General features: G+C 69.4%; 16 protein-coding genes. 8 read left to right on the top strand and 8 right to left on the bottom strand.

Annotated features, from left to right (window positions below):
• Window positions 1-10: 10 nt before the first annotated feature.
• On the bottom strand, window positions 11-1,093 hold the full coding sequence (locus MTBUT4_RS15020; protein ID WP_173980507.1) for a DUF2066 domain-containing protein: 1,083 nt from the start codon (window positions 1,091-1,093) through the stop codon (window positions 11-13).
• Window positions 1,094-1,202: 109 nt separating this feature from the next.
• Between MTBUT4_RS15020 and purM the strand changes: the two genes are divergently transcribed.
• The 3 genes from purM (at window position 1,203) to MTBUT4_RS15005 (ending at window position 3,738) form a co-directional block, all read left to right on the top strand.
• A complete protein-coding gene (purM, locus tag MTBUT4_RS15015; protein ID WP_173980538.1) occupies window positions 1,203-2,252 on the top strand; it encodes a phosphoribosylformylglycinamidine cyclo-ligase in 1,050 nt (349 codons plus the stop codon).
• The gene (gene purN / locus MTBUT4_RS15010; RefSeq protein ID WP_173980506.1) at window positions 2,249-2,860 is read left to right on the top strand and encodes a phosphoribosylglycinamide formyltransferase; all 612 of its coding nucleotides are present in this window, start codon (window positions 2,249-2,251) and stop codon (window positions 2,858-2,860) included. The genes purM and purN overlap by 4 nt, the downstream gene beginning before the upstream one ends.
• Window positions 2,861-2,961: 101 nt before the next feature.
• On the top strand, window positions 2,962-3,738 hold the full coding sequence (locus MTBUT4_RS15005) for a hypothetical protein (RefSeq protein WP_173980505.1): 777 nt from the start codon (window positions 2,962-2,964) through the stop codon (window positions 3,736-3,738).
• 537 nt (window positions 3,739-4,275) lie between these two features.
• On the opposite strand, the gene MTBUT4_RS15000 is transcribed toward MTBUT4_RS15005, so the two are convergent.
• The 3 genes from MTBUT4_RS15000 to MTBUT4_RS14990 all read right to left on the bottom strand — a co-directional run bounded on the left by MTBUT4_RS15000 (window position 4,276) and on the right by MTBUT4_RS14990 (window position 7,622).
• On the bottom strand, window positions 4,276-5,169 hold the full coding sequence (locus tag MTBUT4_RS15000; protein ID WP_173980504.1) for a phosphoribulokinase: 894 nt from the start codon (window positions 5,167-5,169) through the stop codon (window positions 4,276-4,278).
• A gap of 92 nt (window positions 5,170-5,261) precedes the next feature.
• Window positions 5,262-6,647 (bottom strand): ribulose-bisphosphate carboxylase, encoded by a 1,386-nt coding sequence (locus MTBUT4_RS14995; RefSeq protein WP_173980503.1) that lies wholly within the window; start codon window positions 6,645-6,647, stop codon window positions 5,262-5,264.
• 240 nt (window positions 6,648-6,887) lie between these two features.
• The gene (locus MTBUT4_RS14990; RefSeq protein ID WP_173980502.1) at window positions 6,888-7,622 is read right to left on the bottom strand and encodes a diguanylate cyclase domain-containing protein; all 735 of its coding nucleotides are present in this window, start codon (window positions 7,620-7,622) and stop codon (window positions 6,888-6,890) included.
• A gap of 100 nt (window positions 7,623-7,722) precedes the next feature.
• Between MTBUT4_RS14990 and purE the strand changes: the two genes are divergently transcribed.
• The 3 genes from purE (at window position 7,723) to MTBUT4_RS14975 (ending at window position 10,067) form a co-directional block, all read left to right on the top strand.
• Window positions 7,723-8,238: a 5-(carboxyamino)imidazole ribonucleotide mutase gene (purE, locus tag MTBUT4_RS14985; protein WP_173980501.1), complete on the top strand. Its 516-nt coding sequence runs from the start codon at window positions 7,723-7,725 to the stop codon at window positions 8,236-8,238.
• A 9-nt stretch (window positions 8,239-8,247) separates the two neighbouring features.
• Complete coding sequence (locus MTBUT4_RS14980) at window positions 8,248-9,327, top strand: 5-(carboxyamino)imidazole ribonucleotide synthase (RefSeq protein ID WP_173980500.1); 1,080 nt, start codon at window positions 8,248-8,250, stop codon at window positions 9,325-9,327.
• A 110-nt stretch (window positions 9,328-9,437) separates the two neighbouring features.
• Window positions 9,438-10,067, top strand: coding sequence for a DedA family protein (locus MTBUT4_RS14975; protein WP_173980499.1), 630 nt, complete (start codon window positions 9,438-9,440; stop codon window positions 10,065-10,067).
• A 37-nt stretch (window positions 10,068-10,104) separates the two neighbouring features.
• Here MTBUT4_RS14975 and MTBUT4_RS14970 read toward each other — a convergent pair whose 3' ends face one another.
• The 4 genes from MTBUT4_RS14970 to MTBUT4_RS14955 form a co-directional block, all read right to left on the bottom strand.
• A complete protein-coding gene (locus MTBUT4_RS14970) occupies window positions 10,105-10,980 on the bottom strand; it encodes a radical SAM protein (RefSeq protein ID WP_173980498.1) in 876 nt (291 codons plus the stop codon).
• Window positions 10,980-11,219: a hypothetical protein gene (locus MTBUT4_RS14965; protein ID WP_173980497.1), complete on the bottom strand. Its 240-nt coding sequence runs from the start codon at window positions 11,217-11,219 to the stop codon at window positions 10,980-10,982. Before MTBUT4_RS14965 ends, MTBUT4_RS14970 begins: the two co-directional genes overlap by 1 nt.
• On the bottom strand, window positions 11,216-12,592 hold the full coding sequence (gene gor / locus MTBUT4_RS14960) for a glutathione-disulfide reductase (RefSeq protein WP_173980496.1): 1,377 nt from the start codon (window positions 12,590-12,592) through the stop codon (window positions 11,216-11,218). The genes MTBUT4_RS14965 and gor overlap by 4 nt, the downstream gene beginning before the upstream one ends.
• 181 nt (window positions 12,593-12,773) lie before the next feature.
• Window positions 12,774-13,706, bottom strand: a complete 933-nt coding sequence (locus tag MTBUT4_RS14955) for a histone deacetylase family protein (protein WP_173980495.1) — start codon at window positions 13,704-13,706, stop codon at window positions 12,774-12,776.
• Between the two features lie 97 nt (window positions 13,707-13,803).
• On the opposite strand from MTBUT4_RS14955, the gene MTBUT4_RS14950 reads away from it, so the two are divergent.
• On the top strand, window positions 13,804-14,547 hold the full coding sequence (locus MTBUT4_RS14950; RefSeq protein WP_173980494.1) for a TlyA family RNA methyltransferase: 744 nt from the start codon (window positions 13,804-13,806) through the stop codon (window positions 14,545-14,547).
• 4 nt (window positions 14,548-14,551) lie between these two features.
• Window positions 14,552-15,139, top strand: coding sequence for an SOS response-associated peptidase (locus tag MTBUT4_RS14945; RefSeq protein ID WP_173980493.1), 588 nt, complete (start codon window positions 14,552-14,554; stop codon window positions 15,137-15,139).
• Window positions 15,140-15,166 lie beyond the last annotated feature (27 nt).

Genomic DNA, 15,166 nt, shown 5'->3' with positions numbered 1-15,166 from the left:
GCCTCCCCGGTCAGTGTGCAGGCCCTACGGGGCGCATGACCCACAGGCCTTCGCCCCAGTCCAGCGCCAGCCCGGCGCGGCCCAGGGCGGCGCGGACCTGCTCGGCGTCGCCGACGGTGTGCAGCACGATGGCCGCCTCGGCCTTGGACAGCGACACCAGTTCCCAGCGGCGCACCTGCGACACCCGGGCCAGGCGTTCGCGCACCGTCAGCCAGTCGGGCAGCCCCTGCAGCGGCACCAGCGTCGACAGCGTACCGGCACGGTCGAATTCCAGCAGGTTGGGTTGCTTGTAGACGGTGTCAATGGCGCGTGCGATGTCGCGGGCGGCGCGCGCCATCAGGGCCTCCACCGTCTCGCCCTCGGCCAGCTTGTAGGCCAGGGAATCGAACGGCTTGGGCGCCGTCGGCCCCGCATGCAGCACCACCTCCATCACCTTGCCGCCCGGAGCCAGAGCGGCGGCGGCCACCAGCACGTCGGGGGTGCGCCAGCGCGCCCCCAAGCCCTGCATGGCGCGAAGGTCGGCGGCCAGAGCCTGCTCGGCGGTGATGGCCTGGACGTCGCCGATGTCGCCCGGCGGCACCACCAGCGGCACCAGCCCGCCCGAGCCCGAAGCCGCCCAGGCGGCGCGCCACGGATTGGGCTCGTCCCACAGCACAAGGCGCCCGGCCGCATTCTTCAGCACCGGCACCACCACCACCGGGCGGACCCGCGGCTCGGCATAGGCGATGCCGGCGCCCTGCAGCAGGCGCTTCACCGCCGCCGGGTTGTAGCGCACGGTCAGGGTGGCGAGGTAGCGGGTGGAGGTGGAGCGTTCGCGGTCCACCGTGAAATCGCGCACGTATTCGGCGGCCTCGGCCTTGGGCAGCCGGGCCTGGTCGGCCGGCTGGATGAGGCGGTCCAGCAGCATGCGGAAGCCCTGGCGCTGAGCCTCGGCGATGGCCTGGTCCTTGGCCGCCTGGGTCCCGGACGCCGAGACGTCCACCTCGATGCCGCTCACCGTGAAGGCGTCGGCCCGCGCCGGCCCGGCCCCGAGGCAGGCCAGCACCACCAGCGCCAGGGCTGCGACGGCTCGGGAAAGGCGGAGAGAAGGCATTGAAAACCGTCCGGGTTGGAGTATCTTCGGCGCGCCCAGGAACGGGCGGTACCATATCACACGCCAGCCGACGAGGAAGACCATTCCCGCCCCCGACGAAAAGCCCGGCCTGACCTACCGCGACGCGGGCGTCGATATCGACGCCGGCGAGGCCCTGGTCGAGGCCATCAAGCCGCTCGCCAAATCCACCGTGCGGTCCGGCACCAGCGCCGGCCTGGGCGGCTTCGGCGCCCTGTTCGACCCCCGGGCGGCCGGCTTCAAGGACCCCATCCTGGTCGCCACCACCGATGGCGTCGGCACCAAGCTGAAGGTGGCCATCGAGGCCGGCAAGCACGACACCGTCGGCATCGACCTGGTGGCCATGTGCGTCAACGACCTGGTGGTCCAGGGTGCCGAGCCGCTGTTCTTCCTCGACTACTTCGCCACCGGCAAGCTCGACGTCAAGGCCGGGCGCGACATCGTCGCCGGCATCGCCGAGGGCTGCCGCCAGGCCGGCTGCGCCCTGATCGGCGGCGAGACCGCCGAGATGCCGGGCATGTACGCCCATGGCGATTACGACCTCGCCGGCTTCTCGGTGGGCGCGGCCGAGCGCGGCACCCTGCTGCCGGCCGCCGACATCGGCCCCGGCGACGTGCTGCTGGGCCTGGCCTCGTCGGGTGTCCATTCCAACGGCTATTCCCTGGTCCGGCGCATCGTCGGCAGGGGCGGCCTGTCCTACGACGCCCCCGCTCCCTTCGCGCCCGGCAAGGCGCTGGGCGAGGCGCTGCTGGAACCCACCCGCATCTACGTCAAATCCACCCTGGCCGCCATCCGCGCCGGCACCATCAAGGCCATGGCCCACATCACCGGCGGCGGCCTGATCGAGAACGTGCCGCGGGTGCTGCCCGAGGGCGTGGTCGCCGACATCGATGCCGGCACCTGGACCCTGCCGCCGGTCTTCAAGTGGCTGGCCGCCGAGGGCGGCGTCGCCGCGCACGAGATGGCCCGCACCTTCAATTGCGGCATCGGCATGGTTGTCGTGGTGGCCGCCGACAAGGCGGCCGAGGCCGCCCGCATCCTGGCCGAGGGCGGCGAGACCGTCACCACCATCGGCACCCTGCGCGCCCGCGTCGGCGACGAGGCGCAAAGCCAGGTGAAGGGCACCGGGGCCTGGGCATGAGGGTCCGCCGCAAGGTCGGAATCCTGGTCTCGGGACGCGGCTCCAACCTGCAGGCGCTGCTCGATGCCTGCGCCGATCCCGCCTTCCCGGCCGAGATCGTGCTGGTGATCAGCAACGTGGCCGGCGCCTATGCGCTGGAGCGGGCGGAGAAGGCCGGCGTGGCCACCCTGACCATCCCGCACAAATCCTATCCCGACCGCGCCGCCTTCGATGCCGCCCTGGATGCCGCGCTGCGGGCGGCGGCGGTGGAGATCGTCTGCCTGGCCGGCTTCATGCGCCTGCTGACGCCCGAGTTCACCCGCGCGTGGGCGGGCCGGATGCTCAACATCCACCCCTCGCTGCTGCCCAGCTTCAAGGGCCTGCACACCCACCAACGGGCCATCGAGGCCGGGGTCAAGCTGCACGGCTGCACCGTCCATCTGGTCACCCCCGACCTGGACGACGGCCCCATCCTGGTGCAGAAGGCGGTGCCGGTGCTGCTCGGCGACACCCCCGACACCCTGGCCGCCCGGGTGCTGGAGCAGGAGCACCAGGCTTATCCGGAAGCGCTGAGGCTGCTGGCCGAGGGCCGGGTGACGGTGACCGCCAACCGCGCCGAGATCGCCTGACGGCGAATTACCCCTTATCATCGTGGCAGTTTTCAGGCACGATCAACCGCGGGTTAACGCCGTCACGCAGCGAAAATCCTGGGAACAGGGGGGGGGAGACGATGCCTGTGAGCTTAGGCCCGGTCGGATCGATTCTGGCGCAGGCATCCGCCGATTCGGTGGCGAAGACGCGCAAGAGCCTGACCACCAAGTCGGACACCACCGACAGCAAGAATAATTCGGTCAAGCAGGTCACCGCCGACGACGCCTTCAACCGGACCCTGGCGAAGACGGCCGCCTCCAGCAAGGAAGCCATCGCACAGGCCGATGCCCGGCTGGCCGCCAATATCGAGGCGGCCAAGGCCAAGGGTGACACCAGGAAGGTCGATGACCTGACCACCGCCCGGGCAGGGTTGCAGGCCTTCTCGGCGCAGCAGGCCAAGAGTGCCAGCACCACCTCTGCGGCGACGGGATCGGCGGCGCTCCAGGGCGCCGTCGCCGCGGCGGGAAAGAAGACCCAGGACATCCTGTCCAAGGCGGACCAGCAGCTGACCAGCCAGATCAAGGCGGCGTCGGGGCGGGGCGACACCCGCGCGGTCGAGGACCTGAGGGCGAAGCAAGCCCAGTTGCGCTCCGCCATCGAATCGACCAAGAGCAGTTCGGCGGCCCAGAGCGCCGCGCTGGCCGAGCGGACGAAGGAGGCCACAGCATCGGCCGGCGCCGACGCTCTCGCCAAATTGGCGTCCACGACCACGACGACCAAAAGCGCCCAATTGTCTGAAGCGGAGAAGAATGCGGCCGACCTCGCCAAGGTGGTCGATGCGCTCGCCGCCAGAGGATCTCGGAACCGCGGCACGAAGGCGACGCAGCCGACCACATTGCTCGGCCTCTTCGGCTGACCAATAAGGGGGCCGTCACCGGTTGACGGAGCGCCGTCCCGCCCGCTTGCGGGAGGAAGGTCTGGCGAGCCCAAGAGAAGGGCTCTTCGCGGGTTTGCGGGGTCGCCCCGTTAGCGTCATGGCCGGGCTCGACCCACGGCTGTCCGGTTCACCTCGCTCCACCCCTTATCGTCATGCCAGGGCTTGACCCGGGCATCTACGTGGCGCGGCCTAACTCACTGTTTCGAAATGTTTTTTGACTGACCCACGTGGATCGCCGGGTCGTGAAGTTTACCGCCGGGCTGGCCAAATGCCCGACCCGGTGGCCCGGCGATGACGAGTGAGGGGGGACGAGATCGAGTCAATTTCGGCACGGGGCCACGGTTTCTGAAGGTTTCCGCGGCATTCCGTTCCTCGCCGAAGATTAAACCGGACAGCAACTGGATCAAGTCCGCGCAGGACGTGCAATTGGCAGCCCGATTCCCCGCCAATCCCTGCCACACAAAAAAAAAGAGGCCGGCGACCCCGAGGGGGGCGCCGGCCAGTGTGGCTCCTTCGTCATCCCATGAGGGACCTGCGGTCCTCCATGATCCGGCGAAGGATCGGGGTAAGGATGAGTTCCATGGCAAGGCCCATCTTGCCGCCAGGAACCACGATGGTGTTGCGCCGGCTCATCCACGAATCCTTGATCATCTGGAGCAGGAACGGGAAGTCGACGCGGAAACGGTCGGGCTTGCGGAAACGGATGACCACCAGGCTTTCGTCCGGGGTCGGGATGTCGCGGGCGATGATCGGGTCCGAGGTATCGACGATCGGCACGCGCTGGAAGTTGATGTCGGTGCTCTTGAACTGCGGGATGATGTAATGCACGTAGTCGTGCATGCGCCGCAGGATGGTGTCCATCACCGCTTCCTCGGAATAGCCGCGGGCCTTGGTGTCGCGGTGGATCTTCTGGATCCATTCCAGGTTGATGACCGGCACCACGCCGATCTTGAGGTCGGCGTGCTGGGCGATGTTGTGCTCGGGCGTGGCGACGCAGCCGTGCAGGCCCTCGTAGAACAGCAGGTCGGAATTGCCCTCGAGGTCTTCCCACGGGGTGAACTCGCCCGACTTGACGCCGTAATGCGAGAAGCGCTGGGCTTCCTCGTCATTGTGGATGTAGAAGCGGCGGCGACCGCGGCCGGTCTCGCCGTACTGGCGGAACAGCTGCTCGATCTCGCCGAACAGGTTGGCGTCGGCGCCGAAATGGCTGAAATGGCTGTTGCCGGTCTTCTCGGCTTCCGCCATCGCCTTCTTCATGTCGACGCGGTTGAAGCGGTGGAAGCTGTCGCCCTCGATCACGGCGGGGTTGATGCCCTCGCGCCGGAACATGTGCTCGAACGCTTCCTTGACGGTGCTGGTGCCCGCGCCGGACGAACCGGTGACGGCGATGATCGGATGCTTCCTGGACACGGCCTTCCTCTCCTTATGCTGGAGGGCGGGGGGCGGACTTGTGCCCGCTCCCCCGTTACCCCGTTTCTTTATTGGGCCTGCCGAGCGTGGACTCAGCGGGCCTTCAGCTTCTCGCGCCAGCCGGGATAGAGCTTGTCGGCGTCGGCCGGGAAGCTTTCGAAGGCGCCCTTCAGCTCGGGATGCTCCTGGGCGAAGTCGATCAGGTTGATGCCGCGCTGCCAGGCCTCGTGCGCCAGGCGGAGCGACTTCGCACCGACGGTGCCGCCGTCCTTGTGGCCGAAGGCGCCGCCGCCCGAGGTCTGGATCACGTTGGAATGGCCCAGATTGTCGAAGAAGCCGGGCAGGCGCAGCGCATTCATGCCGCCCGAGATGATCGGGGTGGTGGACTTCATGCCGTGCCATTCCTGGCGGAAGTAGTGGCCGTCGGCGACGTCGCGCTCCAGCATGTAGGCGACGATCTTCTCGTCCTTGTCGCCTTCCATCTTGCCGTAGCCCATGGTGCCGGTGTGGATGCCCGAGGCGCCCTGCAGGCGGGACATCTTCATGTGGGTCATCACCGAGTAGCCGCGCTTGGACTGCTTGGAGGTGACCGCACCGTGGCCGGCACGGTGGTAGTGCAGGAACTGGTTGGGGAAGTAGCGGCGGCAGGTGGTGATGGCGGTCGGGCCGCCGACGTAGCCGTCGACCAGGAAGGCGACATGGCTGGCGTTCTTGCCGAAGATCTCGAGGATCAGCTCGCCGCGGCGGATCATCTCGAAGGGATCGTCGGCGGTGATGTTGGCCGAGAAGATCTTGGCCTCGCCGGTCTCCTGCTGGGCCTTCTCCATGGCCTCGGCGACCAGGGTGATGGTCTCCTTCAGCGGGGCGAACACCTGGTTGCCCTGGGGCTCGTCGTTCTTGATGAAGTCGCCGCCCAGCCAGAACTGCAGGCAGGCATCGGCGAAGGGCTTGGGACGCAGGCCCAGCTTCGGCTTGATGATGGTGCCGACCACCATGCCGCCGTTGACCTGCGGGCGGCCGAGCACGCGCCACATGTCCTCGATGTTCATGGCCGGGCCGTCGAACAGCGTCAGCAGCTCGCGCGGGACGTAGAAGTCCCACATCTTGGCGTACTCGACGTCGCCCATGCCCTGGTTGTTGCCGATGGTCAGCGTCAGGAACGACACGATCATGGCGCGGCCGTCGATGACGTTGCGATCGAACAGCTCGTTCGGATAGGCGATCTTCATCAGATATTCGCCGTTGCCGATGTCCTTGACCTCGTAGACCAGCGCGTCGACGCCGCGGGTGAAGTCGTCGGTGGTGCAGACCTCGACATTGGTGCCGGTCGAAGACTCGGCGGCGAAGTGGGCGGCGGTGGAGACCGCCTCGTAGCCCGCCTTCGGCTTCATCACGTAGGCGCACAGGATGTGCTTGCCGCCCGCGATGAGGTCTTCTTCCTTGAGGTTCAGATTGGCATAGCGACTGGACTGGTCCATGGGATCGTTCCCCTATCTCGTCGGTGTTGGTTGGGCCTGTTGCCGCCGAACCATCGACCTCCCCACGGAAGCGCCCGGTTCGAATGCGGCGAGAATGCCCGAACCCGCCCCCACCCGAAACACCCGGGTGGGGTGGAGGGGAAAATTACATGGGTGGCAGTTGAACCACCCGTTGGGGGTGGCAATGGGCAGTGTGCAGATGCGATAATTGCGAGCGGGTGAGTCCGGACCTACCCACCCCTACTCCAGCCCCCGGCGCCTGCGATCGGCGGCGGCCAGCGCCTGTTCGGCGCCTTCGCCGCGGCGCAGCTGGTAAAGACCGGTCCCGGGCGTGAGCGGGATGCGCTGGCCCAGCCAGGTATAGGGTGGGTCGGCCAGGCGGGCGGTGATCTCGCCCAGCTTGGCCCCGGCCTGGGCGAGGTCGGTGCCGGGCAGCAGCACCGCGAAGTCGCTGCCGCCCAGGCAGCCGACCAGATCGGAGGCCCTGAGCGCGCCCAGGATGTTGGCGCAGACGTGGCGCAGCGCGCCGTCGCCGGCGGCCAGGCCGTAGATCTGGCGCACCGCCTCGATCCCGGCCACCTGCACCAGGGCCAGCGTGCCGTGGGCGTCGCCGCCGGCCAGCAGGAAGGATTCGAGTTCGCGCATGAAGGCGCGCCGGGTCAGGCAGGGGACCACCGAATGGCGGTCGGACTGGCGCTCCAGCCAGGCGAAGCGGCGCTCGGCCTGCTCGGACAGCAGGCGCAGGCGGTCCAGTTCGACCAGCACCGGCACCAGGGCCTCCAGCAGCTCGGCCGTCACCAGCTCGGCGGGCAGGCCCAGCACCGAGGCGATGTCGGCGGCGGAGCGGTGCTGCGGCCGGGCCGGCGCCTGATAGGCGTGGGGCGGCAGGTGGCGCCGCGCATTGTCGTGCTCGAGCGCGAATTCGTTGATCATCTGACTGCGCTGAACGCGCTCGGTGCGATACTCGTCGCCCATGGCCCCGGACCCGGTGGACAGCGCACAGTCTAGCATGACGCTTGCACGCGCGCCCGCGATTCCTATAATCCGCCCTTTCCCGTTCCAGGGACCGACGACGATGACGAAGAAGATTCCGCTGGTCGGCATCATCATGGGCAGCCAGTCCGATTGGGAGACCATGCGCCACGCCGCGTCGGTGCTGGCCGAACTGGGCGTCGCCTACGAGACCCGGGTGGTCTCGGCCCACCGCACGCCGAAGCGACTTTACGACTATGCCACCGGCGCCCGGGCGCGCGGGCTCAAGGTCATCGTCGCCGGGGCCGGCGGCGCCGCCCACCTGCCGGGCATGGCGGCGGCCATGACCACCCTGCCGGTGCTGGGCGTGCCGGTGGAAAGCCGCACCATGAAGGGCATCGATTCCCTGTATTCCATCGTCCAGATGCCGGGCGGCGTGCCGGTGGGCACCCTGGCCATCGGCAAGGCCGGGGCCACCAATGCCGGCCTGCTGGCGGCCTCGATCCTGGCTTTGGGCGACGAGGCCCTGGCCGGGCGGCTGGAAGCCTGGCGCGAGACGCAGACCGCCTCGGTGGCGGAGAAGCCGGTCGATCCCGACCATCCCGACCTGATCGTCTAGGCCCCGGACATGACCGCGCCCCTCGCTCCCGGCGGGACCATCGGCATCATCGGCGGCGGCCAGCTCGGGCGCATGGCGGCCCTGGCGGCGGCGCGGCTGGGCTACCGCGTCCACGTCTTCTGCCCCGAGGCCGACAGCCCGGCGCAGCAGGTCTCGGCCGCCGCCACCGTCGCCGACTACACCGATCTCGCCGCGCTGGAGGCCTTCGCCCGCTCGGTCGACGTGGTCACCTTCGAGTTCGAGAACATCCCCGCCGATTCGGTGCGGCTGCTGTCGTCGCTGGTGCCGGTGCGCCCCTCGTGGCGGGTGCTCGAGGTGGCGCAGGACCGCATCCACGAGAAGCGCTTCTTCAATTCCATCGGCATCGCCACCGCCCCCTGGGCCGAAATCGCCGGGCCGGAGCAGCTGCGCGAGGCGGTGGCCCGCATCGGCCGTCCGTCGATCCTGAAGACCACCCGGCTGGGCTATGACGGCAAGGGCCAGGTCAAGATCACCGAGTCCACCGACCTCGACCAGGCGTGGTCCTATATGGGCAATGCGGTCGGAGTCCTTGAGGGCTTCATCGACTTCGCCGGCGAGATTTCGGTAATCGTGGCGCGCGGCCTGGACGGCGCCATGGCCGCCTTCGACCCGGCGTGGAACGTGCACGCCAACCACATCCTCGACACCACCACCATCCCCGCCCCCATCTCCGACGCCACCGCCCGGGCGGCGCTGGAGGTGGCGCGCCGCGCGGCGGAGGCGCTGGATCTGGTCGGCCTGCTGGCGGTCGAGCTGTTCGTCACCAAGGACGGCGCCATCCTGGCCAACGAAATGGCGCCGCGGCCGCACAATTCCGGACACTGGACCATCGATGCCTGCGTCACCGACCAGTTCGAGCAATTCGTGCGCGCCGTCTGCGGCCTGCCCCTGGGCAGCCCGGCGCGCCATTCCGACGCGGTGATGAGGAATCTGATCGGCGACGACGTCAACGACTGGGCCGCGATTCTGGCCGATCCGGACGCCAAGCTGCACCTCTATGGCAAGGCCGAGGCGCGCTCGGGGCGCAAGATGGGCCACGTCACCCGCATCCGTCCGCGCAACTCGTAGGCAGGTCCGCCGGTCGCGGTCGACGGCGGCGCGGAGCCGTGCTATCCATCGCCTGACGCCCGCCCATACTTCGCCCGCCCACTTGGCCCACCGCGACCGGACAGGTTCCCTTGGACGATCTGCTTCAGACCATCCTTACGGATTACGGGTTCCTGCTCTACCCGCTGATCCTCGCCTGGACCTTCGTCGAAGGCGAGACGGTGGTGATCGTCACCGGCGCCATCGCCTCGGAGGGCAAGTACAACATCTCGGTGGAGATGCTGGCGCTGTTCGCCTTCTGCGGCAGCTTCCTCGGCGACCAGCTCTACTACTATATCGGACGCCGCTACGGCACGCCGCTGCTGGCGCGCTGGCCGACCCTGGGCAAGAAGATCGACTGGGCCTTCCACCTGGTGAAGACCCACCCCACCCTGTTCATCCTGTCGTTCCGCTTCATCTACGGCATCCGCAACGTCGCCCCCTTCGTCATCGGCATATCGGGCGTGCCGCGGCTGCGCTATGCCGCGCTGAACTTCATCGCCGCCATGGTCTGGGCCCACACCTTCGCCTGGGGCGGCTACTGGCTGGGCCGCGCGCTCGAGGAATGGCTGGGCGAGAACAAGTGGTACATGCTGGTCGGCTTCGTCCTGCTGGCCGGCCTGGTCGGCGCCTACGGTTATTTCGGGCAGAAGAAGCGGATGCGCGAGATCGAGGCCAAGGAAGCCGAGGCCGGCATCTGCGAGACGCGGCCGGACGTGTGAGCCGCCCCCCTCCCCTTCCATGGGGAGGGAGCCCATCTCACAACCCCCGCGCCCACTGGGGCCGCAGCCCCCGGTCCCCGGCCAGCGCCGCATCGATCTGGGCCAGAACCTTGTCCTTGTCCTTGGGCAGGGTGCCGGCCAGCGGCAGGGCGTTGCTGGCATGGTTGGAGCGGAAGATCACCGGGGCGGGCGGATCGAGGCGTTCCACCAGCCGTTTCAGCTCCAGCAACACACCGTGATCGTCCTGGCGCTCGAAGGTGCCCTCGAAGCGCTCGACGAAGCCCTGGGCCACGTCCTCGTCCAGGCCCAGCTGCAGGGTCGAGAGATATGTCGGCGGCACCCGGTTGACCATGTCGGCGGTGGCGTCGATGTGCTCCTGCCAGAAGCGCTTGCCGCCCAGGCCGGTGATCACCGTGGCCGAGACCTTGAGCCCGGCCTCGGCGGCGCGGGCCAGCCCGTTCTCCATGATTTTGGCGCTGCCCTTGCCGATGCGCTTCAGCAGCATGTCCGAGCCGGTCTCGATCCCGAGATAGACCAGCGACAGCTTCAGCGTCCTGAGGTGCCGGATCTCCTCGGCCGGCTTGGCCAGCAGGTTGAACGGCGTGGCATAGGCCGAGACCCGCTGCAGGTCGGGCAGGCGCTCGGCCAGGCGCCGGCAGATGGCGTCCAGGGTCTCGGTGGGCAGGGTGTAGGCGTCGCCGTCGGCCAGGAACACCCGGTGGGCGTCGGGCCACCGCGCCGCCGCCAGGTCGATGTCGGCGAACACCTCGTCCAGGCCGCGGGCGCGGTAGCGCTTGCCCTTGTACATGGAACAGAAGGTGCAGCCGTTGAAGCGGCAGCCGATGGTGGCCTGGATGATCAGGTTGTCGCCTTCGCTGGGCGGCCGCCACAGCGGGAAATCGTAGTCGAGCATCACGCCGCCTCGAATTCGGCATGGGCCAGCGCGACGATGGCCGCCGCCGCACTCTCGAAATCGGGCCAGTCGCGGCCGCCGCGGGCCGGCGCGCCGCAGCCGCATCCCTCTTCCCGCCGCCACCAGAAATCCATCCACTGGCCGGGGCCGACTTCCACCAGGCGGAAGGTGCCGGTGCGGTCCTCGGCGGTCCAGCCGTCGCCGTCCTCGCGCCAGTCCAGCCCTGCCGCCACCCTCATTGCTCGTCCTCCGGACAGGGATCGGGGCGCCGGTCGCGCAGGGTGACCAGTTCCTCGGCGGCGGTGGGGTGGATGCCGATGGTGGCGTCGAACTGGGCCTTGGTGGCGCCGCACTTCATCGCCACGGCGAAGCCCTGGACCATTTCGGGAGCGTCGGGGCCGACCACGTGCAGCCCGACCACACGATCGGAGGCCGCGTCCACCACCAGCTTCATCAGGGTGCGTTCATCCCGCCCGGCCAGGGTGTTGCGCATGGGCTTGAAGCGCGAGAGGTAGACGTGGATGTCGCCGCAGCGCCGCCGCGCCGCCGCCTCGGACAGGCCCACCGTGCCCACCGGCGGGTTGGAGAACACGGCGGTGGGGATGTTGTCGTAATCCACGCTGGTCGGGCGGTCCTCGAACAGGGTGGCGACCAGGGCGTTGGCCTCGGCCAGCGCCACCGGCGTCAGGTTCAGGCGGTCGGTGACGTCGCCGATGGCGTAGACCGAGTCCAAGGCGGTGCGCGACCATTGGTCCACCTTCACCGCGCCGTGGTCGTCGAGGCCGATGCCGGCCTCCTCCAGCCCCAGGCCCTCGGTGTTGGGGCGCCGCCCGGTGGCGTAGAGGACCAGGTCGGTCTCGATGGTCTCGTCGCCCGACAGGCGCAGGGAATAGGCCTTGCCGGCCCTCTCAATGGAGCGCACCACCGTCTCGCAGCGCACCTCGACGCCCTTGCCCGCCATCTCGGTGGTCAGCGCCGCCCGAACGTCCTGGTCGAAGCCGCGCAGCAGGGTGTCGCCGCGCAGGATCTGGGTCACCTTGACCCCCAGGGCGGCGAAGATGCCGGCGAATTCCACCGCGATGTAGCCGCCGCCGACGATGACCATACGGGCCGGCAGCTGCATCAGGTCGAGGGCCTCGTTGGAGGTGATGGCGTGCTCGATGCCCGGCACCTGCGGCAGCCACGGCCGGCCGCCGGTGGCGATCAGGACGCGTTCGGCCGAGAGGGTGCGCCCCGCCACCGCCACCGCATGCGGCCCGGCCAGACCCCCCCGCCCCTCGACCAGATCGACGCCGCTGTCGCGCAGCATGCGCAGATACACCGATTCCAGGCGGTTCAGTTCGGCGTTCTTGGCCGCCACCAGGCGTGCCCAGTCGAACGACACGGCGCCGATGTCCCAGCCGAAGCCGGCGGCGTCGGCGATGTCCTCGGCGAAGCGCGAGCCCATCACCAGCAGCTTCTTGGGCACGCAGCCGCGCATGACGCAGGTGCCGCCGACCCGCGACGATTCCACCACCGCCACCCGCGCCCCGGCCTTGGCCGCCAGACGCGACGCCCGCACCCCGCCGGAACCGGCGCCCAGCACCACCAGATCGTAGTCGAAGGCAGTCATCGGACTCTCCCGTCCTCACAACGTGGCAATCGCCGCGGCGCGAAACCACCCCCACCGGATGATGAGACGCTGACATCCACCACCCCGTCGTCCCCGCGCAGGCGGGGACCCAGGGGGTGCACCGCCAGCCCGTCCGCGACTCCTGGGTTCCCGCCTGCGCGGGAACGACGGGTTTAGTTGGTCAATGCCCCAACAGGGCGCGCACGTGCTCGCGCACCGAGGCGGCCAGGGCGGGCAGGTCGTAGCCGCCCTCCAGCACCGACACCACCCGGTTGCCGGCGCTCGCCGCGGCGACGTCGAGGAGCCTTTCGGTGGCCCACTTGAAGTCCGAGGTCTTGAGCCGCAGATGGGCAAGGGGATCGGCGGCATGGGCGTCGAACCCGGCCGAGATGATGATGAAATCGGGGGCGAACTCCTTGAGCCGGTGCACGATGATGTCGTCGAACACCTGGCGGAACTCGTCCGAGCCGGAGCCCGCCGGCAGCGGCACGTTGACCATGCGGCCCTTGCCGCCGGTCTCCTCGGCCAGGCCGGTGTTGGGGTAGGCATGCTCCTGGTGGGTCGATCCGTAGAAGGTGCCGGGTTCGTCCCACAGGATGTGCTGCGAGCCGTTGCCGTGATGGACGTCGAAGTCGATCACCGCCACCCGCTGGAAGCCGTGCGCGTCGCGGGCGTGCAGGGCGCCGATGGCGGCGTTGTTGAACAGGCAGAAGCCCATGGCGGCGTCGCGCTCGGCATGGTGGCCGGGCGGACGGACGGCACAGAAAGCGTTGCGGGCCTGGCCGGCGGCCACCGCATCGACGGCGGCCACCACCGCCCCGGCGGCCCGCAGCGCCGCTTCGCCCGATTGCGCCGACATCACCGTGTCGGGGTCGATGTGATGGTGCTCGCCCGACGGGGGCACGGCATCGAGGACATGGTCCAGGTGGTGGGCGGTGTGGGCGCGCAGCAGCTGCTCGCGCGATGCCAGCGGCGCCTCCTCGCGCAGCAGGGCCATGAATTCCTCGCCCTCCAGCGCCGCCAGGATCGTGCTCAGGCGTTCGGCGCATTCGGGGTGGTATTCGCCGGTGTCGTGCTGCAGGCAGGCCGGGTGCGTGTAGAGCAGGGTGGCCATTTTCTTTCTTCTGACGGTCGTCGGATGATGTTTCATTTATTCTCAATGAACGCCGAGGCAATTTCCATAGCCGTTTTTCGCAGGGAGCCGTAGACCGATGGGAACCCGCATGCGCATCGACCAGCTGCTGGTGGATCGCGGCCTGGCCGAAAGCCGCGCCCGCGCCCAGGCGCTGGTCATGGCCGGCCTGGTCCTGGCCGGCGGCCGGCGGGTCGACAAGCCCGGCGCCCAGGTGGCGGCCGATGCCGCGGTCGAGCTGAAGGGCCAGACCCATCCCTGGGTATCGCGCGGCGGCCTGAAGCTGGTCGAGGCGCTGGACCGCTTCGCCATCGACCCGGCCGGCATGGTGGCCATCGACGTCGGCGCCTCGACCGGCGGCTTCACCGACGTGCTGCTGAGCCGGGGCGCGGCCAGGGTCTACGCCGTCGATGTCGGCCACGGCCAGCTGGCGTGGAAGCTGCGCACCGATCCGCGGGTGGTGGTGCTGGAACGCACCAACGCCCGCCACCTGACGCCCGAGCAGATCCCCGAGCCGGCCGCCATGGTGGTGTGCGACGCCAGCTTCATCGGGCTGGAGACGGTGCTGCCGGCGGCGCTGGCGCTGACCCGCCCGGGGGCGCTGCTGGTGGCGCTGATCAAGCCGCAATTCGAGGTCGGCAAGGGCCGGGTCGGCAAGGGCGGGGTGGTGCGCGAGCCCGAGCTGCACGCCGAGGTGTGCGACCGCATCGCCGCCTGGCTGGCCGACCTGCCGGGCTGGTCGGTTCTCGGCCTGTGCGAAAGCCCGATCACCGGGCCCGAGGGCAACAAGGAATTCCTAATCGTCGGGCGGCGGGAGGGCTGATCCCATGTGTTCGCGGTTCGAGCTGAATCATTCCGCCCGCGAGGTCGCCGCCCGCTTCGGGCTGGTCGAGCCGCCGCCGCTGCCCAATCAGGCCGAGGTGCGCCCCACCGACCGCGCCCTGGTCATCGCCGCCGGCGGGCGGACCTGGCTGCTGGCCTGGGGCCTGGCGGTGGAGTGGGACAAGCGCCCGCTGATCAACGCCCGCGCCGAGACCCTGGCCGAGCGCCCGACCTTCCGCCGCCTGCTCGGGCACCGGGTGCTGGTGCCGGCCTCGTGCTGGTTCGAGTGGATGCCGCGACCCGGCGCCAAGGCCAAGACCCGCATGCGCATCCGCCCCGCCGACCATGGCCCCTTCGCCCTGGCCGGGCTGGTGGACAACGGCCGTTTCACCATCGTCACCTGCGCCGCCCGCCCCGACCTCGCCCACATCCACAGCCGAATGCCGGTGGCGCTGCCCCCGGACAAGGAAGCGCTCTGGCTCGACCCGGCGACCCCAATCGCCGACCTCGGCGCGGTCCTGGCGCCCACCGACGCGCCGCTCGAGGCGACCGCCGACGACACCTCGCCGACGGCGCAGGGGCTGTTTGACTAGACCGGCGTCGGTGCCGTCTGGTATGGT

The sequence above is a fragment of the Magnetospirillum sp. UT-4 genome, assembly GCF_902729435.1.
Lineage (GTDB): Bacteria > Pseudomonadota > Alphaproteobacteria > Rhodospirillales > Magnetospirillaceae > Magnetospirillum.
The sequence above is the reverse complement of the archived record's forward strand: the minus strand, read 5'-3'. Positions and strand labels throughout refer to the sequence as shown.